Origin of the sequence: Endobacterium cereale (assembly GCF_009617585.1) — a bacterium.
Taxonomy (GTDB): Bacteria; Pseudomonadota; Alphaproteobacteria; order Rhizobiales; family Rhizobiaceae; genus Neorhizobium; species Neorhizobium cereale.
On the sequence record NZ_WIXI01000046.1, the window covers coordinates 38,491 to 61,074 of the forward strand.

Consider the following 22,584-nt stretch of genomic DNA (forward strand, 5'->3'; position numbering starts at 1 on the left):
ACTGTATATCTGCGTCATTGCGAGTATTGCGTGTCCCTGGTGACGGTCATCCAGTTTGCGGAGCGTCAGCTCCCGCATGTCTTGCGTCGGCGGGCCACACCGGTCCTGCTCCGGCTGCAATCCGTGCTGACTGCGCAGACAGATACTGCGCGCTCGCAACGCATGGCCCTGATCGCCTTCGTGATCCGCGTGGTCAGCGCCGGCATCGCCTTCCTCTCCCAGATCATTCAGGCCCGCCTGATGGGCGAATTCGAATACGGCATCTTTGCCTTCGTCTGGGTTCTGGTCGTGGTGTTCGGCAATCTTTCATGCCTCGGCATGCATACCGCCGTCATCCGCTTCCTGCCGATCCATCATTCAGAGAATGACCACGGCCTGGTCCGGGGCCTGACATGGACCGTGCGAGTCTTCGCCATGGTTTCGGCCAGCATCCTTGCCGCCATCGGCTTCGTCCTTTTGCATTTCGCCGGCGAAAAGATTGCCGAATACTGGATGGTGCCGCTGTTCATGGCCCTGTTCACGCTGCCAATGATCGCGCTTGGCGATGTGCTGGACGGTACGGCGCGCGCCCATGGCTGGACGGTCACCGCCCTTTCTCCGACCTATATCATCCGCCCGGTTCTCATCCTCACCTTCATGCTGTTGGCCGTCTGGATCGGTGAACCGCGCACGGCGGTGACCGCGATGACGGCAGCGCTGGCCGCCACCTATGTGACCACCCTGTTCCAGTTCATCCGCATCACCTGGCGGCTGCGCAAGAATTACGGTCGCGGCGCATTGCGCTTTAGCATCCTGCCATGGATGAAGTTCTCGCTGCCGATCTTCCTCGTCGATGGCATCGGTTTCCTGCTCACCAATTCCGACGTCGTGGTGGTCGGCCTTTACATGCCGCCGGATCAGGTCGGTGTTTATTACGCCGCCGCCAAGACCATTGCGCTTGTTCAGTTCGTCTATTTTTCCGTGAAGGCGGCCGCCGCACCACGCTTTTCAGCCATCATGGCGGCAAAAGACGATGACGCACTCGCCGCCTTTGCCGGACAGGCTGCACGCTGGGCCTTCTGGCCGGCACTCGGCGTCGGCCTTTGTGTGCTGGCGCTGGGAGAATTCCTTCTTTCTCTCTTCGGCTCTGCCTTCACATCAGGCTACATCCTGATGGTGATCCTGTTTGCCGGCATCTTGTCAAAGGCTTCGGTTGGGCCCGGTGAGATCCTGCTCACCATGGCGGGGAAACAGAAGCTTTGCGTCGCGCTTTATGGCGTGACGCTGGCCGCCAATATCGGCCTCAACCTGACCCTCATCCCGCATTTCGGGCTGGCGGGCGCAGCATCGGCAACAGCAGGCGCTATGGTGGTGGAAGCCGTGCTTCTGCATATAGCCGTGCGCCGCGTCCTCGGCATCGTACTGTTTGCCTTTGCCGATCCGCGCCCAGCCCATAAAATCGCGAAAGCCAGATCATGACCCTGCCACCGATCAGCAACGATGTTTATCAGCAGGCTCCGGATGCACGCGAACTCGCCCGTATCGAGCGACCGGATGCGGAAGTCACCGTGGATGTCGGCCGGTCCGGGCGCCACATGTCGATCTATCCGGCGGCTCTGGGTTATGATCTGCAGGAAGAACTGGATTTTCTCTCCAACCGCGTGATGGAACCCAACATCTTCTTTTCCGGTCGGCTGCTCGCACCTGCCATGCCGCGCGTGGAGGATCGCGACGTCCGTCTGGCCCTGATCCGCGACGACCGCGACGGCCGCAGCCGCATGCGCCTGCTGATGCCCTATTCCGTGGAAAAACCGGGCTTCTCCATGGGGCCGCCAATCATCCGCGTCTGGGCAAACCCCTTTGGCCCGCTCGGCACGCCGCTCGTGGATGCGGAGGATGCCGCCGAAACGATCGACAACCTGCTTGAGGCGCTCGGATCGCGTCAGGCAAAACTGCCTTCGATCCTGGTCCTGCCGGACCTGCGCCTCAACGGCCGTTTTGCACAATTGCTGCGCGCCGTCGCCATCAGCCGCGAACTGCCGGTCAGCATTACCGGCCAGTACCAGCGCCCCATGCTGGAAAGCCTGCTCGACGGCGATGCCTATCTCAAGAACGCCATGACATCAGGCCATCTGCGCGAGATGCGGCGGCAGTGGCGTCTGCTGGGCAAGGAAGGCGCCCTCTCCTACAACGTCGCCCGTCAGCCGGCCGAAATCCGCAAACGCACCGAAGAGTTTTTGTCACTGGAGGCCAAGGGCTGGAAGGGTCGAAAACGCACAGCCCTCATCAACGACCGTTACCGCGCCGCCTTTGCGCGCGAAGCGATCAGCAACCTGTCGGAAGCCGATGCGGTGCGTATCCACACGATCGATTTCGAGGGGCGTGCAATCGCAAGCCTCGTCGTCTTCGTGATGGCCGGCGAGGCATATACCTGGAAGACGGCCTATGACGAAAGTTATGCTCGCTTCTCGCCGGGCAAGCTTTTGATGATGAAGCTGACCGACTGGCATCTCGACGACGCCAACATCATGCGCACCGACAGCTGCGCCGTGCCGGATCACCCGATCATGAGCCGTTTCTGGGAAGAGCGCGAGGAGATGGGCACGGTTCTGATCGGCCTACGCTCGAACGTCGACCGCGACATGCGCCAAGCCGCCAGCCAGCTGCATTTCTATCGCAATACCCGAAACGTTGCCCGCATGCTGCGACAGAAGATCATGGCCATGGCCGGCCGCCACGGCTGAGGCATTCAAGGTGGTTTTCGAAATTCTGGATCGATCTCCAAAACGGAAAAAGCCCATGGTCGAAACATGGGCTTTTCCGGGAGGACAAGGCTCAGCGCTTGGCTGTCGCGTTCAGGAGCTTGCAGAGCGAGACGAGCGATGCGTCGTAGCCACCGCCGCGCAGAACACCCCGGCAAGTGATCAGCAGTTTCTTTTTCTCGGTCGATGACATACGATTATAGGCCTGCAGCGCCGCCGACGGTGTTCTTGTTCCCGGTGTCGCGCTCATGCCGGGTCGGGTTCCGCCAGGTGTAACGCCACCGGGCGTAGTGCCGCCGGGTGTGGTGCCACCCGGGTTTGTGCCGCCTGGGTTTGTACCGCCAATACCGACGCCAACATTCGCATTGGTCCCGCCAACCGAAGCGTTCACATTGGCATTGATGCCGCGTCCACCGCCGATCGACGCTCCGACACCGGCATTTATACCATTGCTGCCGCCGATAGATGCCGTTGTGCTGGCATCGATACCGTCGCGACCAAGCGCTGCGCCGACGCCGGCACTCAGACCACCTGTACCGCCGGCATTCAGACCCACTCCGGCATTCACACCGTTGCCGACACTGGCACCGACGCCCGTGTTCAAGCCGCCGTTACCGCCGACAGATGCGCCGACACCTGCGCTGACGCCATTGCTGGTCCCGACACCAACGCCGGCATTCACGCCATTGGAGCCGCCAACCGATGCGCCGACACCAAGGCCACCGCCGCCGACGCCGACACCTGCATTGATGCCGCCAACCGATGCGCCGATACCGAGGCCGCCATTGCTGCTGCCGACACCCACGCCGCCGAGACCGCCAAGCCCGATCCCACCGCCACGATTACCACCGCCACCGCCGAGACCACCGAGAGACTGTGCAAAAACGCCAGAAGCAACCGGCAGTGCAAGGCATACAGAAAGAACCAGAACTTTACTCGACTTGCGCATGTCATTCTCCTCTCATTACCCTCAGCGTCTGCGAGGTTGTGAGGATAATAGAGCACCATTTTAGTTGTTAGTACATTAGCATTGCATAAAACAACCGAAGCAAGAATTAATTTGTGCGACGCACCCAGCAGGAATGTATCGTTTCAGCACAAAACATCCATGTAAATGGTATCCATGCACCGCTTTCGATCTTTGATGACACATCAACAGTTATTGCGGCCGACCCCAAGCAACAACTGGATAACGGTATTTAACTGCGGCGAGAGGATCAGCCAATGGCTGTCAGAAACGGATGGCTCATGCCGGCACTGTTGCAGCGATATTCTGTAACCACTGCTTTTGATAGTACGAGACCGCCGCCATCGGCCATGGCTCGATACGGCGAAATACTGGGGGAGGCAGGCCTACACCAGTAAGCAGCGCCGCACCTGCGCTGGTTCCCGTGGAGCCGGACACGGCAAGGACATCCCGTCCGGTCAATGCGGCAAGCAATTGGAGATAGGGCATGTTGTCGGCGAGCGGCCCTTCCACGATCGTTTCACCTGCCGCGCCAACGAGAGAAAGGCAGACATCGGTCATCAGGGCGACATAGATCGAAGCCAGAGCATGCGCTTCTGCCGCGTCCCGCGCCTCAGCCCCCACCGCAGCATGCACGCGACCCGGAAATGGTCCCGAGCCGTGAACCACCGTGGGCAACAACATCCGCCCCTGTAAAAGTATTTCCTCGATACTGGCCGGGATTTCGTCATCCGCAGGCCTTTTCCAGCCCAACGTCAACATCTCATATTCACGCCCGCCCATGAATCGCGAAGACGGAACGGCACGACCTAGCGCATCGACATTGGCGAGTGTGTCGCGCGAAGCATCGAGACCGGCAAGATTGCCGCCGACAGCAAAGCTGACGACCCAGGTTCCGGTGGAAACAACGGAAAATGGACTCCGGCGAGCAAGCAGATGCGGCAGCAACGACGCATTGGAATCGTGAATGCCGCAAAAAACAGGAACCGGCTGAGCCAGCCCAATTCGCTCCGCAACGGAAGGCAGTACATGCCCTAACCTGTCGAAGGCGGATTGAACCGGCGCCATCAACGGGCGGATGCCGAGCGTGTCGACAAGGCGCGAATACTCTCCCCTGCCTGGCTGCCAGAGATCCGTGTGGCAACCAAGGGAGGTCACCTCGTTGGTGGCAGTTCCGGTCAGGCGGCAAGCCCAGTATTGCGGATAGGTCAGAATGGTGGCGACACGCGAAAACTCAGCCGGAAAGCTCTCTTTCAGGTAATGCAGCTGCGCACCCAGATTGAGCCCGGCCGACAGCTGAGGCGAAGCCGTTTCGGTAAAGGACGGGCGCAGGTCCGCATAGGCATCACGAATGTGCTGCGGGTAACTGTGCTCATAATCCAGCACCGGCATTGCCAGTTCGCCATCGGCATCCAGAAGGGCCGCACATGCGCCATGCGTGGTGATCGAGATCGCATCGTAACCCGGCTCAACCGCAAAGCGCGCCAGCGCATCAAGGGCGAATGACCAGATACGATCAATGTCGTAATGAGGATATGGCGGTCCCTGCAGCACGGCATTCGCCATTTTCACAGCCGCAACCTCGCCACCGGAGATGGCATCCACCACCACGACCTTGGCATTGGTCTTGCCGATATCAAGAACGGCGATGCGCCGAAAATCACTCTGTCCTAAGTCGCTCATGGCAGATGGAAGACTGTCACAAGATCGCTCTCCACCGGCGAATTGTCGGGATTGCTTTCCATGATATCGGCCATATGCGCCCACCAGCGTTTCATCACCGGATGGTCGGGCAGGCTTGCCATGGAATGATCGACCGGGCGGGAAAGCACGCCAAAGAGAATGTTGGTTTCACGGTCGAGATGGATGGAATAATCACGCACGCCCGCCTCGCGCAGAAGCGCGCTTAGTTCGGGCCAGATCTCGTCATGACGCTTGCGATATTCGTCCTCCATGCCCGGATGAAGCTTCATCTTGAATGCGTGTTTTTCCAAAATCATTTGGTTCTCATATGCCTGATGCGCCGGGCCACGATGGGCAGCGCGATGGTGATGATCAAAAGAAGGCCGACAAAGATCGACATGACGATGCCGGGCACGTTCAAAAGGCCGAGGCCAAACGTCACGAGGCCCATGACGAAGGCGGCGATCACGACACCGGCAATAGTGCCTGCGCCGCCAAGAATGGAAACACCGCCGAGAACGACCATGGTGACAACCTCCAGCTCCCAGCCTTGAGCAATAGACGGTCTGGTCGATCCCAGCCGTGATGTAAGACAAACGGCAGCGATGCCGGACATCAATCCGGTCAGCAGAAAGAGCTTGAACTTGATGCGCTCCACCGGGATGCCGGAAAAGCGCGCGGCAAACTCATTGTTGCCGATGACAAAGATCTGGCGGCCGAAATTGGTGGCGTGCAGAACGATGCCGAAGATGACGGCGAGCACGGCGAAGAGCACGAATTCGAACGAAAACACCCAGAAGACATACCCCTGCCCGAAGAAGGCAAAATCGGCCGGATATTTGCCATAGGCCTGATCACCCAGCACGATATAGGAAATGCCGCGAAACAGGCTCATCGTGCCGATGGTGACGACGATGGACGGCAGTTTCAGTACCGAGACGAGCGTGCCGTTGATGGCACCGCAGGCAAGCCCGACACCGATACCGATCGCCACCAGACCGGGCGTGCCGATACCCATCTGCGCCGCCGCCCCCATGGCGGTGGAGGCCAGCGCGATGATGGCGGCGACCGACAGGTCGATTTCACCGGCAATGACCAACATCGCCATGGCAAAGGCGATCATCGCCTTTTCGGTGAAGTTGAACGTGGCGTCCGAGAGGTTCCAGGCATTAAGGAAGTATGGCGAGGCAAACGAGTTGGCGACAAAAATTACCACCGCCACACCGAACAACAGCACTTCCCAACTGCCGAGCAAGCGGCTGACCGGTGTGCCGAGACGATCGGGAATGGCCTGCCGGGTTCTGGTTTCGGCTATCTCGCTCATGCGGAAACCTCCTTGGCGCCGCGATCACGCAGGATGATGCGCCCGGCCCGGCGTTCGGCACGGGCATTGAAGACGACGGCCAGCACGATGACGATGCCCGAAATGGCCATTTGCGCAAACGGCGAGATACCGATGACAGGAAGGGCATTCTTGATGACGCCGAGGAACAGTGCGCCAAGTACGGCACCGCCCACCGAACCGATACCGCCGGCAATGGAAATGCCGCCGATGACGCTGGCCGCCACCGTATCCAGCTCGAAACCGGCCGCGACATCGACATAGGCAACGGCATATCGCGACACCCAGAGATAACCGGCAAGCCCCGACAGCGCGCCCGACAACACGAAGGCAAAAAACCGCGTCTTGCCGATATCGATGCCGGCATAAACGGCAGCCGTCGGATTGCCGCCGGAGGCATAGGCCGCACGACCAAAGGCGGTACGGGTCAAAAGCCCCCACATCAGCAATACGATAACGATGGCGATCCACGAGAGGAGCGGCATGCCGAGCACCGAAACACGCGGAAAATTGAGAAAACCGGGCGTCATCTGGTGCGAATTCACCCAGGCGCCGCCGGACAGAACAAAGGCCATGCCGCGATAGATCGTGAGTGTGCCGAGTGTCACGACGATCGGCGGGATCTGTAGCGCCCAGACGAGATAACCGTTGATAGCGCCGAGCACCGCACCGATGCCGATCGCCAGAACCACCAGCAGCGCTAGCGGAAGGCCGGGATAGGCGGCATCCAGCATCGCCACAGCCATGCCGGTAAAGGCAAGGTTGGCCGCGACCGACAGATCGATCGATTTCGTCAGGATCACCGTCATCTGGCCAAGCGCCAGAATGATCAGGATCGAGGTATCGTTGAAGATGTTGGCGAGATTGCCGGGCGTGGCAAAGCCCGGCGCGCGGGTGGCAAAACCGGCCACCATGATGGCAATGATGCCGACCAGAAGCAGTTCGCGGTGTTTCAGAAGTTTTTTCATCAGCGCTTCCTCACGCATTGCCGGTTGCGGCACGCACCAAAGTCTCGGCGCTCAGTTCAGACCGATCAAACATGCCGGCCATCAGGCCCTCGCGCATGACCAGAACCCGATCGGACATGCCGAGAATTTCCGGCAGTTCGGACGAAACCATGATGATCGACAGGCCTTCCGAGGCGAGTTCGCTGATGAACCCGTGCACTGCCGCCTTCGAGCCGATATCGATGCCCTTTGTCGGTTCATCGAGAATGATCACCTTCGGCTGAGTGGCGAGCCACTTGCCGATCACCACCTTCTGCTGGTTACCGCCCGACAGCGTGCCGACCGGCACCGACAGCGCGGCAGCGCGAAGATCCAGACGCTCGGCATATTTGCGCGCCAGCGCCAGTTCATTGGCGGCCTTCAGGAAACCCGAACGAGATGTGCGGGCAAGCGACGGCAAAGACATGTTCTGAAAGATCGGCATGGGCAGCGCCAGACCATGCCGGCCGCGCTCTTCCGGCACATAAACGATACCGGCCGCAATCGCATCACGGGACGAGCGGATCTTCAGATCCTGGCCTTCAACACGGAGCCGGCCGGATGACGGTTGCGACACACCGAAAAGCGACTGGCAAAGTTCCGACCGGCCGGCGCCGATCAGGCCATAAACGCCAAGAATTTCACCGCGCTTCAACTCGAAGGAAATGTCGCGATATTCGGTCGGGTGGCAATAATTCTCAACCGACAGCACCGTCGCGCCGATCGACACCTCGACCTTGGGAAAGATGTTGGCGACATCACGGCCCACCATCATCCGCACGATGGTATCCTGCGGCGTTTCCGCCAGCTTTCCGTTACCGACAGCGCGGCCATCACGGAACACCACGAAATTTTCGGCGATTTCATAAACCTCATCGAACTTGTGGCTGATGAACAGGATCGCCTTGCCCTGCTTCTTCAGCCCCTCGACGATGCGAAAGAGATCATCGATTTCCTTGCGCGACAGCGCCGCCGTCGGTTCGTCCATGATGACGATACGCGCCTCGACCGACAAAGCTCGGGCAATCGCCACGAGATGCCGCTGCGCAATCGACAGATCTTTCAGCCGAATGGTCGGATCAATCTCGCTTTCCAGCGCATGCAAAAGCTCGCCGGCGCGGGCGTTCATGGTTTTCCAGTCGATCAGACCGAACCGGCTGCGCGGCGCATGGCCGAGAAAGATGTTTTCGGCGACGGTCAGTTCATCGAACAGCACTGTTTCCTGATGGATGGCAGTGACACCAGCATCGATCGCATCCTGCGCGCTCGTGAAGGAGACCGGTTGTCCATCAATAACAATCTCGCCTTCACTGGGGCGATAGATACCGGTGAGAATCTTCACCAGCGTTGATTTACCGGCACCGTTTTCACCGATTAGCGCCGTCACTTCGCCGGCATGCAGCGCAATGCTGACGCCATCCAGTGCCTTTACGCCCGGAAAGATCTGGGAAATGCTGCGCATTTCCAGGACAGGCATTCGCCTGACGGGCGCTGTGTCGCCAACAGGAAAAGTCTCCGTGCTCGTCTTTCCGACTGCGGTCATCATCACATCTGCCATTTGAAAATCATGATCGGTCCGGCGTCATCAAGGACGCCGGACCTTTAAGTCCCAGGAGGGATCAGAAAATCTTCGAGAACTCGTCGATATTCTTGGCGTCGTAGATGAACGGATCGGCCATGGCGGCCTCGCCCTTGTCGTCGATCTTGATCTTGCCCATGCGGCCGGCCTCGATTTCCGAACCCGGCTTGCCATCGGCATCACCCTTCACGAGGTGATAGGCGATCTGTGTTGCGGAATAGCCAAGGTCGATCGGGTTCCAGATGGCGAATTCCTTGGTAGCGCCCGACTTGATGGCGCCCGCCATTTCCGACGGAAGACCGAGACCGGTGACATAAACCTGACCGATCTTGCCGGCATCCTTCACCGCCTGCGATGCGGCCAGAACACCGACAGTCGTCGGCGCAACGATAACCTTGACGTTCGGCTGCGAGGTCAACAGACCCTGCGCTTCGCGATAGGACTTGTCGGCAAGGTCATCGCCATAAACCGTGGTGGCGAGGTTGAGGCCGGCAAAATCCTTCAGCTGCTTTTTCATCTCGCCGATCCAGATGTTCTGGTTGGTCGAGGTGGTGGTGGCCGAAAGAATGGCGAAATCACCCTTGCCGCCTTCGAGGTGGCTGGCTGCCAGCTGCAGGCACATCTTGCCGATCAACTCGTTGGACGACGGGTTGAGCTGCAGGATACGGCCTTCCGGTGCCACACCACTATCCCACGAAATCACCTTGATACCGCGCTGCGCCGCCTTCTTCAGAGCCGGCACGACGGCATCTGGGTCGTTCGCCGAAATGGCGATGGCATCGACACCTTGAGCGATCAGCGAATTGATCACCTCTATCTGGCCTTCCGCCGTGGTCGAGGTCGGGCCGGTATAGATGATCTCGACACCGCCGAGCTCCTTGGCGGCCTCCTGCGCACCCTTGTTGGCGGCTTCGAAGAAGCCGTTGCCGAGCGATTTTACGACGAGCGCGATCTTCATGTCGGCAGCGGAAGCCGCAGACGACATCATCACCACGGCCAATGCCGCGCCAATCGCCAATTTTTTAGCAAGTTTCATGTCAATTCTCCTCCCAAAGATTGAACTAAAGTCCGTCCCCCCGCCGGCGCGTCATGCCACCGACGTGGTATCCTCCTCATTTGCCTGAGCGGCATTGCCCGCCCCCGCAATGATCAGTCGCACGCCGGCATCCTCCACCATGCGCATCGATTCCTCGCTGATTCCGTCATCCGTGATGATCGCGGTAACACGCTCCAGCGGACACAGGATCATGCTCGACCGCCGCTGAAACTTCGACGAGTCGACCATCACGATCAGCTCTTCCGCCTGTTGCATCAGCTTCTGTTCGCTCTGGATCACCAGTGCATCCGGTTCCATAATGCCGAGCGGACCGATGCCCTGCGCGCCGATAAAGATGCGGCGGGCGTAAAAATTGCGGATCGCGTCATTGTCGAACGGCGACAGGATCAGGCTCTGCTCGCGATAGATCGTACCGCCCGGCACCGTGACATTGTTCTTGGAGTGCTTGACCAGATGTTCGGCGATCGCAAACGAATTGGTCATCACCTGCATGCGGCGCAGCGCCATGTAATGCACCATCTGAAAGGTCGTCGTGCCACCATTGATGATGATCGAGTCGCCTTCCTCGCACAGTTCGACAGCCTGACGCGCGATTGAGCGTTTTTTGTCGATATTGACCGATTCCGACACCCGGAACGATCGCGCCGCCAGCTGACCGATCTGCGGCGGATGCATCGCTTCCGCTCCACCCCGCACCCGGCGCAGCTTGCCCTGCACATGCAGAGAGGCGATGTCACGGCGGATCGTCGCCTCGGACGCATCCGTCAGATCGGCAATATCCTGCACCGTGATCACAGGCTTTTCCTGGATCGCGCTTAAGATAATGCGATGGCGTTCGCGTTCGTGCATGGGGTCCTCCTGATGCCAACTATTGTCAGTTTCTAAAACTTGTCAATCATCATCGATCACGAATATTCCTGTTGCGACGCAACATGATTGATTTTGATTGATTGCGATTGACAAGCGTCGAGCGAGTGCGCGATATCCTTGTCCCACGAGCGGCGCCGGAGGATGAGTGTCGCTACCTAAGACAACGTCAGGGAGGACGACATGTCGGGCCAGATCCGCCTACTCGATAACCGCTGGGATGATGCTTACGCCGCAAAGCTCGATGAGCCCGGCAAGCTGCTCTATCGCTCCAACCTTCTGGGCAGCGACAAGCGCATCACCAATTACGGTGGCGGCAACACCTCGGCAAAGGTGATGGAAACCGATCCGCTGACCGGGCAACAGGTCAAGGTCATGTGGGTCAAGGGCTCCGGCGGCGATGTCGGCACCATCAAGCTTGACGGTTTTTCCACCCTCTACATGGACAAACTCGAAGCCCTGAAGGGCATTTACAAGGGCGTGGAAGACGAAGACCGCATGGTCGGTTTCCTGCCGCATTGCACCTTCAACCTCAACCCGCGCGCCGCCTCCATCGATACGCCGCTGCACGGTTTTGTGCCGTTTACGCATGTCGATCACATGCATCCGGATGCGATCATCGCCATTGCTGCCTCCAAAAACTCGAAAGAACTCACCCATAAAATTTTCGGGAGCGACATCGGCTGGCTGCCCTGGCGCCGTCCCGGTTTCCAGCTCGGGCTGGATCTCGAAGCCTTCGTGAAGGCCAACCCCACCGCCAAGGGCGTTGTTCTGGAAAGCCACGGCCTGTTCACCTGGGCCGATGATGCCAAGGATTGCTATCTGCTGACGCTCGAGATCATCAACAAGGCAATCGAGTGGTTTGCCAAGGAGACCGAAGGCAAGTCCATCTTCGGCGGTGCCGTCACCAAAAGCCTCGGGACTGAAGAACGCCGCGCCATCGCCGCAAAACTGATGCCGGAAATCCGTGGCCGCATCGGCAAGGCGGAACGCAAGCTCGGTCATTTCGACGATCAGGACGCCGTGCTGGAATTCGTCAATTCGAAAAACCTCGCACCGCTCGGCGCCTTGGGCACCTCCTGCCCCGACCACTTTTTGCGCACAAAGATCCGTCCGCTGATCGTCGATTTCGACCCATCGAAGCCGGATGCCGATGCCGTGGTCACCGGTCTCGACAAGGCGCTGGAAGATTACCGCGCCGATTACGCGCGTTATTACGAGACCTGCAAACACGACAATTCGCCGAATATGCGCGATCCGAACCCGGTCATTTTTCTGGTTCCGGGCGTCGGAATGCTGTCCTTTGCCAAGGACAAGGCAACGGCCCGCATTGCCGGTGAGTTCTACGTCAACGCCATCAATGTCATGCGCGGCGCCTCCACCGTCTCCGAATATCAAGGCCTGCCGGAACAGGAAGCGTTCGATATAGAATACTGGCTGCTGGAAGAGGCAAAGCTTCAGCGCATGCCCAAGCCAAAAAGCCTTGCCGGCCAAGTGGCCTTCGTCACCGGCGGTGCTGGCGGCATCGGCCGCGCCACCGCCGCTCGTCTGATCGCCGAAGGCGCCTGTGTGGTTCTGGCCGATATCGACCAGACGGCGCTCGATGACGCGCACACCGATTTCGCCAAGCGTTTCGGCGCTGACGCGGTGCGCGCCGTACAGCTGGACGTGACGTCGGAAAACGCCGTCGAAAAGGCGTTCATAGAAGCGACCGTCGAATTCGGCGGCATCGACATTCTCGTCTCCAATGCCGGCATCGCCTCTTCCGCTCCGGTGGAAGAGACGACATTGGCCATGTGGAACAAGAATATCGACATTCTGGCCACCGGTTATTTCCTCGTCTCACGCGAGGCATTTCGCCTGTTCCGTCGCCAGAAACTGGGCGGCAACGTGGTTTTCGTCGCCTCCAAGAACGGCCTCGCCTCTTCGCCCAACGCTTCGGCCTATTGCACGGCCAAGGCCGCCGAAATCCACCTTGCCCGTTGCCTGGCGCTGGAAGGGGCAGACGCCGGCATCCGCGTCAACACGGTCAACCCGGATGCGGTCCTGCGCGGCTCAAAAATCTGGAGCGGCGAGTGGCGTGAACAACGCGCCACTTCCTCCAAGATCGACGTGAGCGAGCTGGAGGAACATTACCGCAAGCGTTCGATGCTGAAGCTGAACGTCTTCCCGGAGGACATTGCCGAGGCAATCTATTTCCTCGCATCTGATCTTTCGGCCAAATCCACCGGCAACATCATCAATGTCGATGCCGGTAATGCCCAGAGTTTTACGCGGTAAGGACTGGCACGACATACACCTTCTTTGCGCAGATGCCGCACTATCGCATATGGGAAAACACTCCTCCCAACCCTCCCCACAAGGGGGAGGGCTTAATCCAGCCGATCCGCCGTGACACAATCGAGGCAGGCGTTTGTGGCTGGTTTTCTCCCCCCCTTGTGGGGGAGATGGCCGGCAGGCCAGAGGGGGACTTGCTTTATACGCGACGGCTTTGACGCCTGCGGGGGAGAAGTTGGCGGTAGCCGGATGAGGGGCAGCCGCAGTTCACAGCATTTCGGGAGGATTTTTTGACATGACCAAACTCAACATCGCCGCCGACACCGTCGACAAGGACAATGAAGCGCGCCTCGCCGCCCTGAAATTCGACTACGCTGCACTCGGCGACAACCTGTCCCGCCGCGGCATCGATATCGAAGCCATCACCCAAAAAGTCTCGGAGTTTTTCGTGGCCGTCCCCTCCTGGGGTGTCGGCACCGGCGGCACACGTTTTGCCCGTTTCCCCGGCAAGGGCGAGCCCCGCGGCATCTTTGACAAGCTCGACGACTGCGCCGTCATCAACCAGCTGACCCGCGCCACGCCAACCGTGTCGCTGCACATTCCATGGGACAAGACCGACCCGAAAGACCTGAACACCAAGGGCGAGGAATTGGGTCTCGGCTTCGACGCCATGAACTCCAACACCTTTTCCGACGCGCCGGGTCAGGCGCATTCCTACAAATACGGCTCACTCAGCCACACGGACGCCGCCACCCGCGCGCAGGCAGTCGAACACAACATCGAATGTATCGAAATCGGCAATGCCATCGGCTCCAAGGCGCTGACGGTGTGGATCGGCGACGGCTCAAACTTTCCCGGCCAAAGCAATTTCACCCGCCAGTTCGAACGTTACCTGTCGTCGATGGCGGATATCTATAAGGCGCTGCCGGATGACTGGCGGCTGTTTTCCGAACACAAGATGTACGAACCGGCCTTTTATTCGACCGTCGTGCAGGACTGGGGCAGCAACCTGCTGATCGCCCAGACGCTCGGCGAAAAGGCCTTCTGCCTTGTCGATCTCGGCCACCACGCACCGAACACCAATATCGAGATGATCGTCGCCCGCCTCATCCAGTTCAAGAAACTCGGCGGTTTCCATTTCAACGATTCGAAATACGGCGACGACGATCTTGATGCCGGCTCGATCGAACCCTACCGCCTCTTCCTTGTCTTCAACGAATTGGTGGATGCGGAAAACCGTGGGGTCAAAGGTTTTCACCCGGCGCACATGATCGACCAGTCGCACAATGTCACCGATCCGATCGAAAGCCTGATTGCGAGCGCCAACGAAATCCGCCGCGCCTATGCGCAGGCGCTGATCGTCGACCGCACGGCGCTCGATGGCTACCAGCAGGACAATGACGCGCTGATGGCAACCGACACACTGAAACGCGCTTATCGCACCGACGTGGAACCGATCCTCGCCGAAGCCCGCCGCCGCGCGGGAGGTGCGATCGATCCTATCGGCGCCTATCGTGCCAGCGGTTACCGCGCGAAGGTGGCGGAAGAGCGCCCGGCGGTCGTGGGCGGCAGCGGCGGCATCATCTGACAATAAAAACGAGCCAGGAGGAGCCTCCGCACCAAACGAGGCTCTTTCCGTTCGCATATCGTCACGCACCACAAATATTGCCGCAGCATTTCCGTCACCGGGCCGTGTCGAAAATCATTACTGCGGTTTTGCGATTTTCGCCCGCCGTTCCTCGACGCGTTTCATCGCCTCGGCCTTTTCCTGCTGGCACATGGCGGCGGAAGCGCTTGCACCATTGCTGGAAGGGTCTTCCTTCAACGCCCGCTCCACACCGTCCATATGCTGAACGACATCATCGGCACCGATCAGAGGCGTCAGCACGTCTTTCGTGAGTGTTCGGGCGGCCTGATAATCCTTCTCGCCATCAAGCGCGCGACAATAATGCGTCACTGCCATGTTGATGAACAGGGCCGATGCCAGAGACTTGACCGCATCTTCCGCAGCCGCAATCGGCCCGGAAAAGAGGCTGGCCGACACGAGAGCAACGACGGCAATACGGTGCATGATCAATCCACGAATCAAGGAAAACGACGGCAATTGATCGCAGCTATACAGGGGAAACCTTGCAGAAACACGCCTTAATAAGGTGTGGTGCCCCGTGCCGGAATCGAACCAGCACTCCTCTCGGAACCTGATTTTGAGTCAGGCGCGTCTACCAATTCCGCCAACGGGGCATTGCAAGCGAGTGATCGGCCTCTAGCATGAGTGCACAGAAGCGGCAAGACGCGTTCGCCATGTCTTGGCACCACTGGCGAAAAAAACTCCGATCCCTTTCATCAGTCTCGCCAGTATACCTCACGAAACTGTTCCATGCGCTTCGCCAATCCGCGACGGCATGTCGATTTACAGCGGCAACGCGTCGGACTAAAGCAACATCCAACATCCATGTGCACTACGGGTTCGATGGCGCACGACAGGCAGCAGGAGACTTCCATGGCGCATGCAGCATCCAGCGATCACAGCCGCGGCATCCCGCAGATCGCATTTCCTCTCCTCCTGACATTCGGCATGGCAGCCGTCATCCTGAGCGCGCTCGCCTTCCAGCATATCGGCGGATATATGCCCTGCCATCTCTGCCTGATCCAGCGTGACCCCTATTATTACGGCATTCCGGTCGGCATTCTTGCCATCGGTACGGTCGCTTTCAAGCTGCCGTCATGGACAGGGCGCGTTCTGATGGCGCTGATCGGCCTGATGATGCTGGTGGGTGGCGCCATCGCCGTTTATCACTCCGGCGTCGAATGGGGCTTCTGGGCAGGCCCTTCCAGTTGCACCAACCCGGCCGGCGCGGTGAGCACCAATGCCGCCAGCCTGCTGGATGATCTCAACACCGTGCGCGGCCCTTCCTGCGACGCCGCAGCCCTGCGCGTCCTCGGCCTTTCTATGGCAGGTTGGAACGTGCTGACGAGCGCCGCCCTCGCAGCGATCGCTTTTGTCGGCGCCTTCCGCAAATCGGCCTGAGGACATAACAATCCAAGGCGCCGTGACCCGTTCGGTCGGCGCGAATGGAAAGACCGCCGAAGCGCTGATCGCCGGCGGTCTTTTGCATCAGGACGAAAAGAAAGCTTTGCTTCCGCCTCACGGCTGCAGTTCGGTATCCCAGTAGAGATAGTCGACCCAGCTTTCGTGCAGATAGTTGGGCGGAAACAGCCGGCCATTGTTGTGCAGGTCCTGCACGCTCGGCGCATAAGGTTTTTGGTGCGGGAACATGCCGGCCTGCTTTGGCAGCTTGCTGCCCTTTTTCAGATTGCAGGGCGAGCAGGCCGCAACGACATTCTGCCAGGTCGTCTCGCCGCCATGGGCGCGCGGAATGACGTGGTCGAAGGTCAGGTCGTGGTGATCGCCGCAATACTGGCATTCGAACTTGTCGCGCAGAAACACGTTGAAGCGTGTGAAGGCCGGGTTGCGGGTCGGCTGCACATAGGTTTTCAGGCTGACGACACTCGGCAGACGCATGGAAAAACTGGGAGAAGACACCGCGTGATCGTATTCGGCGATGATATTCACACGGTCAAGGAAGACCGCCTTGATCGCGTCCTGCCAGGACCATAACGACAAGGGATAATAACTCAGCGGCCGATAGTCAGCGTTCAAGACGAGCGCCGGCAAGGCCTGCGGGGAGACTGCAATCGTCAAATGACGCTCCTACCCGATTCGGCATCTATCTCCTCTATATTAGGTCCGTTGTTACAGGAATGTGAAGCCAAGAAATGCAGGGGCTTGGCGGATAGGCGAATCAGTCACAGGCAATGTTGAAAACCTGTGCCGAATCAGAGCGTCGGCAGGGCATCCCGGCGCATATGTGTGGCATAATAAGCCCAGAACAGCCGCGCTGCGACCGAACGCCAGGGCGACCAAATTGTGGCCAACTGTCGCAATTGCTTTGATGACGGGCGCACCTCCAGAGCGAAGGCATGCGCGACCGCCGCCTGCAAGGCGACGTCACCGCTCGGAAAAACATCCGCGTGGCCGCCGCAGAACATCAGATAGACTTCCGCCGTCCATGGGCCGATGCCCGGCAGAGCCGTCAGCGTGGCGATCGCCTCATCCGGCGGCAGGCGCAGCAAGGCATCGAGATCGACACGGTCTTCCACGATGGCTTGCGCCAGACCAGCGAGTGTTTTGGCCTTCGTCCGCGACAGACCAAACGTCGCGGAAATTTCTGGCGTAATTGCCAGATAACCGGCAGGCGTCACCGTGCCTTGCGCCAGAATGCGGTTCCAGATCGCAGCGGCACTGGCCTTCGACACCATCTGCGAAACGATGATGGAGGCAAGGCTTGCAAAACCGGGTTGGCTCAGGCGCAGCGGCACGGTGCCAGATGCGGCAACGACGATTTCAAGTCGCGGGTCGAGTTCAACGAGTTGCAGCAGGCCGGCGTCTATATCGGTCATGTCTCGGATTATTGTCATTTGCCTTCATCGAATTTCGCCGGTGGTTGTCGCAGGGGCTTGACCCTAAACCCCAAACACCAGCAAATCGCGCATGCCTGCCAATGTCCACCCAAAACCCGTTTATCGTTTCGCACCAAGCCCCAATGGTCTTTTGCATCTCGGGCATGCTTTATCCGCGATCCTCAACCAAGATATGGCGACGGAAACCAGCGGCCGTTTTCTGCTGCGGATCGAGGATATCGATCTCACCCGCTGCACGCCGCAATACGAACAGGCGATCTACGACGATCTCGCATGGCTCGGCCTGACATGGGAAACGCCGGTTCGCAAACAATCGCATCATTTTGATGCCTATGTCGAAGCGCTGGCGCAGCTCGATGCCATGGGCCTGATCTATCCGGCTTTCCTGACACGCGGCGAAGTGAAGGCGATCGTTGCCGAACACGAGGCGAAAGGCAAAACATGGCCTCGCGATCCCGACGGTTCTCCGCTTTATCCCGACAGGGACAGGCTGAGATCCGCCGAAGAGCGGCAATCACTGATGCAACAGGGCATTCGCCACGCATGGCGGCTGGATATGAACAAGGCCCTGCACCTCGTCGCGAAACCGTTGAATTGGCAGGAAACCGGCGACGGAGAGCGCGGCATCATTTCAGCCGATCCGGCCGCATGGGGTGATGTGATCCTGTCGCGCTCGGATGCGCCGTCAAGCTATCATCTGTCGGTAGTGGTCGATGATGCGCTGCAGGGCATCACCCATGTCGTGCGCGGTCTCGACCTGTTTCACGCCACATCCGTGCATCGGCTCCTGCAGACATTGCTGAACCTGCCGCAGCCGCTCTACCATCACCATCGGCTGCTGCCGGATGAAGACGGCAAAAAGCTCTCGAAAAGCAGCGGCTCCACCGGCCTTGCGCATCTGCGCGAACAGGGGCTGTCAGCGGCCGATATCCGCCGTCTTGTTGGCCTGTAACGACGGCACTGAGTCAATCGGATCGTCGCCGCCTGCGCCCGCCTTTTCATCGCCCGGCATTTCTCCAGTGCGCAAACGATGGGTGACCACCGAATAGACGCGGTATTTCATCAGCGCTGCGTTCACTTCCGCCCCCAGCATGAAAATCACGCCGACCATATAGAGAAACACCAGTACGATCATCACCGAGGCCAGACCGGCATAGGTGGCGGCATAGGTCGCAAAAGTCGAAAGGTAGGAGGCAAAGGCAAACGCGCCGCCGGCCCAGAACACAATGGTAAGCAGCGCACCCGGCAAGATATCGACTAGCCTCCGACTCCCTGCCGGCAACCATTTATGCGACGCGATCAAGCCGATCACCACGATCGCCACCGTGCCATAAATCCCGTAGGTGCTGTAATTGATCAGCCCACCGAGCCATTCCTGCAATTGCGGAAATCGCGTGCCGGCAAACCGCAGTGCAATCGGGATGGCGACGAGAAGAATGCTGATCGCCGCAAACACCACGACGACCACTACGATATAACCGAGGCTGGCCAGACGCGTCACATACCAGGCTCGGGTTTCGCTGACCCGGTAGGCACGGTTGAGCGAGATGCGCAGCGCCTCGACACCATTGGAGGCAAAATAAGCCGCTGCCAGCACCGAAACCGTCAGCAGGCCACCACGCGGAATTTCCAGCACGCGCTGGATTTCCGCCTGCAGTGGATCGGCGATATCCGCCGGCCAGGCGTCGAACAACAGATGAATGGAGGTGGATGAAAACGTGCTGGCGCCGAGAAAACCGGCAAGCGCCGTTCCAAAGATCAGGAAGGGAAACAACGCCAGCAGACCGGACAGCGCCACATGGCTCGCCATCGCCCAACCATCGTCCTCGTGGAAATGATTATAGGCATCCGACAGGACGGTATAGGCAAGGCTGTACCAGGCGGTTTTGCGCATTCTCTTCGACCGGACTTTTCTGCCGCGATCGCTCCGTTGTTTTCGCCCCTGAAATATGGGAAATCCCAAGGCGTTGTACAGGACACATCGTCCATCATAGCCAAGAAGGTTTGAAGAACATGGCCGAGCGACGCTCAATCATCGTCACCGGCTGTTCGTCGGGCATCGGCGTTTTTTGCGCACGAGCATTGAAAGCCGAAGGCTGGCGGGTTTTTGCGACGGTGCGCAAGGAACAGGACCTCGCAGCACTCGAAGCCGACGGCATCGAAGCCCTGCTGATGGACTACACGCAGACCGACACGATTGCGGCACTTGTGGAAACGGTCACGGCCCGCACCGGTGGCCGCATTGACGCGCTGTTCAACAATGGTGCCTACGGCCAGCCCGGCGCGGTCGAGGATTTAACGACCGATGTGCTGCGCCTGCAGTTCGAAACCAACGTGTTCGGCTGGCACGAGCTGACACGGCGGGTGATCCCGTTCATGCGGGCACAAGGCCACGGCCGCATCGTCAACTGCTCGTCGATCCTCGGCCTCATCCCTTACCGTTATCGCGGCGCCTACAATGCCTCGAAATTTGCGTTGGAAGGCCTGACGGTAACAATGCGCATGGAACTCGACGGCTCCGGCATTCATGTGAGCCTGATCGAGCCGGGACCAATCGCCTCGCGCTTTACCGCCAATGCTTTGGCGGCCGTGCATGACCATATCGATCTCGAAAACTCTGCCCATGCGCAGGAATACAAACGCCAGCTGGCGCGGCTTGATGGTTCCGGCCCGGTCAACCGCCACAAGCTTGGCCCGGAAGCAGTCCACAAGGTGCTGATACACGCCTTGACCGCGCCGCGTCCAAAACCCCATTATCTCGTCACCAAACCGGCAAAGCAGGGCATGTTCCTGAAATGGTTTTTGCCCGCGGATCTTTTCTACCGGCTGATGCGCCGTTTTGACTGAACAAAAACGATAAAAATCCGGGAGGGGAAAAGTGTCCAGTTTTACCACCGTATTGACGGTGATCGTCATGGGCCTCGTGGCGCTCGTGCTGATCCGTGGCCTGTTCAACATGGTCAAGGGGCAGGATGCCAACCGCTCCAACAAGCTGATGCAGCTGCGCGTGCTGCTGCAGGCCGTCGCCATCGGCCTGATCATGCTCACTCTCTGGCTTTCCGGCGGTGGACGCTGATGGTCAAGCTCAACAAGATCTATACCCGCACCGGCGATAACGGCACGACCGGCCTCGTGGATGGCCCGCGCCGTTTCAAGCACGACCTGCGCGTCGAGGCCTATGGTACGGTGGACGAGACCAATTCCCTGCTCGGTATAGCCCGGCTGCATACCGGCGCGATGTCCACTCTCGACCCGATGCTCTTTCGCATCCAGAACGACCTTTTCGATCTCGGTGCAGACCTTGCCACGCCGGATACCGGCGAAGCCCCGAAATACGAGCCGCTGCGCATCGTCCAGTCGCAGGTGGACCGGCTGGAGGCCGAAATCGACCGGCTCAACGAAAGCCTCGCCCCGCTCACCTCCTTTGTTCTGCCCGGCGGCAGCCCGGCAGCGGCAAACCTGCATGTCGCGCGTGCGACATCAAGGCGGGCGGAACGCATCATGGTAGCGTTGTCGCAGCAGACCGATGAGGTTGTCAGCGAACCAGCGCTCAAATACATCAACCGCCTGTCCGACTTTCTGTTTGTCGCCGCCCGTTATGCCAATGGCAACGGCAAGGCCGATATTTTATGGGTGCCGGGGCAAAACCGCTGAATGCGGTTGTGTTCTCGCGGGAAGCCGACGGTGAGGAATGGCGCTATGACAAATCGACACGCCCGATGTCGGGCAACCACATTGTGTTCGCTCAAAAAAATGCTTACCCATGTCGTCAATTGACAACTGAACGCGTGGGAGACGTCGCATCTTGCGGCGGCGTGATGTCCAAAGGAAGGAAGCCATGAAGATCCTTGTGCCGGTAAAACGTGTGGTCGATTACAACGTGAAAATCCGGGTGAAACCGGACAATACGGGCGTCGAACTGACCAACGTCAAGATGTCGATGAACCCGTTCGACGAAATCTCCGTCGAGGAAGCGCTGCGTCTGAAGGAAGCCGGCAAGGCGGAAGAGATCGTCATCGTTTCGATCGGTCCGGCCAAGGCGGAAGAAACAATCCGCACCGCACTCGCCATGGGCGCCGATCGCGGCATCCTGATCGAGACCGACGAAGCCGTCGAGCCGCTCGCCGTCGCAAAACTGCTGAAGGGCGTGGTCGAGGCTGAGCAGCCGGGTCTCGTCATTGTCGGCAAACAGGCGATCGACGACGATTCGAACCAGACCGGCCAGATGCTGGCAGCCCTCCTCAACTGGGGTCAGGCGACGTTTGCATCCAAGATCGACCTCGGTGCCGACAAGGCGACCGTGACCCGCGAAGTCGATGGCGGTCTTCAGACGATCGACGTCAAACTTCCGGCCATCGTCACCTCCGACTTGCGCCTGAACGAGCCGCGTTACGCATCTCTGCCGAACATCATGAAGGCGAAGAAAAAGCCGCTCGACAAGAAGGCTCCGGCCGATTTCGGCGTCGACGTCTCGCCGCGCCTCAAGGTCTTGAAGACGGAAGAGCCGGGTGGCCGCAAAGCTGGCATCAAGGTCAAGTCGGTTGAAGAGCTGGTGTCCAGCCTCAAGACCGCTGGCGTGATCTAACGGACAGGAAGGAACAAC

22 protein-coding genes and 1 tRNA gene are annotated in these 22,584 nt (G+C 59.3%); 10 read left to right on the forward strand and 13 right to left on the reverse strand.

Annotated elements, in window-relative coordinates:
- Positions 1-39 precede the first annotated feature (39 nt).
- Together GAO09_RS17270 and GAO09_RS17275 are read left to right on the forward strand one after the other, a co-directional pair.
- Positions 40-1,458 (forward strand): lipopolysaccharide biosynthesis protein, encoded by a 1,419-nt coding sequence (locus GAO09_RS17270; protein WP_410769193.1) that lies wholly within the window; start codon positions 40-42, stop codon positions 1,456-1,458.
- Positions 1,452-2,723 carry a GNAT family N-acetyltransferase gene (locus GAO09_RS17275; RefSeq protein ID WP_410769191.1) on the forward strand — a complete coding sequence of 424 codons (1,272 nt, stop codon included), beginning with the start codon at positions 1,452-1,454 and terminating at the stop codon, positions 2,721-2,723. Before GAO09_RS17270 ends, GAO09_RS17275 begins: the two co-directional genes overlap by 7 nt.
- A gap of 91 nt (positions 2,724-2,814) precedes the next feature.
- On the opposite strand, the gene GAO09_RS17280 is transcribed toward GAO09_RS17275, so the two are convergent.
- From GAO09_RS17280 to GAO09_RS17315, 8 genes are all read right to left on the reverse strand, one after another.
- Positions 2,815-3,690 carry a hypothetical protein gene (locus GAO09_RS17280; RefSeq protein WP_153355270.1) on the reverse strand — a complete coding sequence of 292 codons (876 nt, stop codon included), beginning with the start codon at positions 3,688-3,690 and terminating at the stop codon, positions 2,815-2,817.
- 297 nt (positions 3,691-3,987) lie between these two features.
- Complete coding sequence (locus GAO09_RS17285; RefSeq protein ID WP_153355271.1) at positions 3,988-5,391, reverse strand: FGGY-family carbohydrate kinase; 1,404 nt, start codon at positions 5,389-5,391, stop codon at positions 3,988-3,990.
- Positions 5,388-5,708 (reverse strand): L-rhamnose mutarotase, encoded by a 321-nt coding sequence (gene rhaM / locus GAO09_RS17290; RefSeq protein WP_153355272.1) that lies wholly within the window; start codon positions 5,706-5,708, stop codon positions 5,388-5,390. The genes GAO09_RS17285 and rhaM overlap by 4 nt, the downstream gene beginning before the upstream one ends.
- Positions 5,705-6,715, reverse strand: coding sequence for an ABC transporter permease (locus GAO09_RS17295; RefSeq protein ID WP_153355273.1), 1,011 nt, complete (start codon positions 6,713-6,715; stop codon positions 5,705-5,707). Before GAO09_RS17295 ends, rhaM begins: the two co-directional genes overlap by 4 nt.
- On the reverse strand, positions 6,712-7,701 hold the full coding sequence (locus GAO09_RS17300) for an ABC transporter permease (protein WP_153355274.1): 990 nt from the start codon (positions 7,699-7,701) through the stop codon (positions 6,712-6,714). The genes GAO09_RS17295 and GAO09_RS17300 overlap by 4 nt, the downstream gene beginning before the upstream one ends.
- A 10-nt stretch (positions 7,702-7,711) precedes the next feature.
- The gene (locus GAO09_RS17305) at positions 7,712-9,265 is read right to left on the reverse strand and encodes a sugar ABC transporter ATP-binding protein (protein ID WP_153355756.1); all 1,554 of its coding nucleotides are present in this window, start codon (positions 9,263-9,265) and stop codon (positions 7,712-7,714) included.
- A gap of 73 nt (positions 9,266-9,338) precedes the next feature.
- Positions 9,339-10,334 (reverse strand): rhamnose ABC transporter substrate-binding protein, encoded by a 996-nt coding sequence (gene rhaS, locus GAO09_RS17310; RefSeq protein ID WP_112729141.1) that lies wholly within the window; start codon positions 10,332-10,334, stop codon positions 9,339-9,341.
- Between the two features lie 51 nt (positions 10,335-10,385).
- Positions 10,386-11,204 carry a DeoR/GlpR family DNA-binding transcription regulator gene (locus tag GAO09_RS17315; RefSeq protein WP_153355275.1) on the reverse strand — a complete coding sequence of 273 codons (819 nt, stop codon included), beginning with the start codon at positions 11,202-11,204 and terminating at the stop codon, positions 10,386-10,388.
- A 201-nt stretch (positions 11,205-11,405) separates the two neighbouring features.
- On the opposite strand from GAO09_RS17315, the gene GAO09_RS17320 reads away from it, so the two are divergent.
- Together GAO09_RS17320 and rhaI are read left to right on the forward strand one after the other, a co-directional pair.
- Positions 11,406-13,502, forward strand: coding sequence for a bifunctional rhamnulose-1-phosphate aldolase/short-chain dehydrogenase (locus GAO09_RS17320; protein ID WP_153355276.1), 2,097 nt, complete (start codon positions 11,406-11,408; stop codon positions 13,500-13,502).
- Positions 13,503-13,794: 292 nt separating this feature from the next.
- Entirely contained in the window at positions 13,795-15,087 is a 1,293-nt protein-coding gene (gene rhaI, locus GAO09_RS17325) for an L-rhamnose catabolism isomerase (RefSeq protein WP_153355277.1), read from the forward strand.
- Positions 15,088-15,204: 117 nt separating this feature from the next.
- On the opposite strand, the gene GAO09_RS17330 is transcribed toward rhaI, so the two are convergent.
- Both GAO09_RS17330 and GAO09_RS17335 read right to left on the reverse strand, forming a co-directional pair.
- Positions 15,205-15,570, reverse strand: coding sequence for a hypothetical protein (locus tag GAO09_RS17330; protein WP_153355278.1), 366 nt, complete (start codon positions 15,568-15,570; stop codon positions 15,205-15,207).
- An 85-nt stretch (positions 15,571-15,655) separates the two neighbouring features.
- A tRNA-Leu gene (locus GAO09_RS17335) sits at positions 15,656-15,740 on the reverse strand.
- 259 nt (positions 15,741-15,999) lie between these two features.
- Between GAO09_RS17335 and GAO09_RS17340 the strand changes: the two genes are divergently transcribed.
- Positions 16,000-16,527 (forward strand): disulfide bond formation protein B, encoded by a 528-nt coding sequence (locus GAO09_RS17340; RefSeq protein ID WP_153355279.1) that lies wholly within the window; start codon positions 16,000-16,002, stop codon positions 16,525-16,527.
- 117 nt (positions 16,528-16,644) lie between these two features.
- Here GAO09_RS17340 and GAO09_RS17345 read toward each other — a convergent pair whose 3' ends face one another.
- Positions 16,645-17,202, reverse strand: a complete 558-nt coding sequence (locus GAO09_RS17345) for an HNH endonuclease (RefSeq protein WP_153355280.1) — start codon at positions 17,200-17,202, stop codon at positions 16,645-16,647.
- 134 nt (positions 17,203-17,336) lie between these two features.
- On the reverse strand, positions 17,337-17,978 hold the full coding sequence (locus GAO09_RS17350; protein WP_153355281.1) for a DNA-3-methyladenine glycosylase family protein: 642 nt from the start codon (positions 17,976-17,978) through the stop codon (positions 17,337-17,339).
- 73 nt (positions 17,979-18,051) lie between these two features.
- Between GAO09_RS17350 and gluQRS the strand changes: the two genes are divergently transcribed.
- A complete protein-coding gene (gene gluQRS / locus GAO09_RS17355; protein ID WP_153355282.1) occupies positions 18,052-18,933 on the forward strand; it encodes a tRNA glutamyl-Q(34) synthetase GluQRS in 882 nt (293 codons plus the stop codon).
- Here gluQRS and GAO09_RS17360 read toward each other — a convergent pair.
- A complete protein-coding gene (locus GAO09_RS17360; protein ID WP_153355283.1) occupies positions 18,898-19,875 on the reverse strand; it encodes a YihY/virulence factor BrkB family protein in 978 nt (325 codons plus the stop codon). The genes gluQRS and GAO09_RS17360 overlap by 36 nt on opposite strands.
- Positions 19,876-19,994: 119 nt before the next feature.
- Between GAO09_RS17360 and GAO09_RS17365 the strand changes: the two genes are divergently transcribed.
- From GAO09_RS17365 to GAO09_RS17380, 4 genes are all read left to right on the forward strand, one after another.
- Positions 19,995-20,828, forward strand: a complete 834-nt coding sequence (locus tag GAO09_RS17365) for an SDR family oxidoreductase (protein ID WP_153355284.1) — start codon at positions 19,995-19,997, stop codon at positions 20,826-20,828.
- A 31-nt stretch (positions 20,829-20,859) separates the two neighbouring features.
- The gene (locus GAO09_RS17370) at positions 20,860-21,057 is read left to right on the forward strand and encodes a twin transmembrane helix small protein (RefSeq protein WP_112729151.1); all 198 of its coding nucleotides are present in this window, start codon (positions 20,860-20,862) and stop codon (positions 21,055-21,057) included.
- Positions 21,057-21,635, forward strand: coding sequence for a cob(I)yrinic acid a,c-diamide adenosyltransferase (locus tag GAO09_RS17375; RefSeq protein WP_153355285.1), 579 nt, complete (start codon positions 21,057-21,059; stop codon positions 21,633-21,635). Before GAO09_RS17370 ends, GAO09_RS17375 begins: the two co-directional genes overlap by 1 nt.
- 184 nt (positions 21,636-21,819) lie before the next feature.
- Positions 21,820-22,566, forward strand: coding sequence for an electron transfer flavoprotein subunit beta/FixA family protein (locus tag GAO09_RS17380; protein WP_153355286.1), 747 nt, complete (start codon positions 21,820-21,822; stop codon positions 22,564-22,566).
- Positions 22,567-22,584: the final 18 nt, after the last annotated feature.